Below are 970 nucleotides of genomic sequence, written 5' to 3'. Positions count from 1 at the left end.
CTTTAGAGTATGATTGGATTTTACCTGGAGGTACCTTTGCTGACGGACAGGTGGCTCCACATACTTTCACTAGCCCCGGGGAATATACCATCTCACTTATTGGAGATTTAAATGATTGTACTGCAGGTTTAACAAAAACAATCATAGTAAAAGAATTACCCACCTCTAGCTTTACTTCAGATGGGCTTTGTTTAAACGACCCGGTTACTTTAACTGATGCAAGTTTTGGAGATGATTTGGCTATTACTGATTGGTCATGGGATTTTGACAATGGAAACTCTTCCACAGATCAAAACACATCTGTAACATTCACCTCTCCCAATACCTACAACATCAGTCTGCAAGTAAGCGATGAAAACAATTGTGTAAATAGCAGTAGCCAAGCTATAGCGATTAACCCCCTTCCTATAGCCGACTTTACACCCGGCGGCCCCTACTGCCAATTTGAGGAGGTCACTTTTAGCGATGAAAGTCAATCGGCAGGAAATATCACGACTTACGAATGGACATTGAGCGATGGAAGTAATTATAGTTTAACAAGTCCTACTCATAGTTTTACAAGTTCAGGAAACCAAGACATTCAGCTCACCATCACCGATGAGTGGCTTTGCCAAGATGTAACCAGCCAAAGTATTTCGGTTACTCCCGATTTCGCTGTAGACTTCACCGATATGGGACTATGCGATAATACACCAACAGAATTAAATGCCATCGTCAGCTCTGGTTCTGTGATTCCAGATACCTGGGAATGGAACTTTGACGATGGACAATCCGCCACAGGTCAAAACACAACTCACACCTTCCTCACCGGAGGAAACCACGACATAGAGTTGATAGCCACTAAAAATGGCTGCCCAGAAGATATCACTAGAAACATATTTCTAAACCCATCTGCCACCGCCAACTTCTCCAACTCAGAAGTGGCCCTTGGCACACCAGTAGATTTCACCGACTTGAGCACTCTCAATGG

The 970-nt window shown here is 43.4% G+C and carries 1 protein-coding gene; it reads left to right on the top strand.

All coding sequences use genetic code 11. The features are described 5' to 3' along the window. Positions 1-970: PKD domain-containing protein (locus HNS38_RS20105; RefSeq protein WP_172347010.1), on the top strand; the 970-nt coding region annotated here is incomplete at both ends.

Origin of the sequence: Lentimicrobium sp. L6 (assembly GCF_013166655.1) — a bacterium.
GTDB lineage: Bacteria > Bacteroidota > Bacteroidia > Bacteroidales > UBA12170 > UBA12170.
This window is presented reverse-complemented; position numbering and strand designations above follow the sequence as displayed.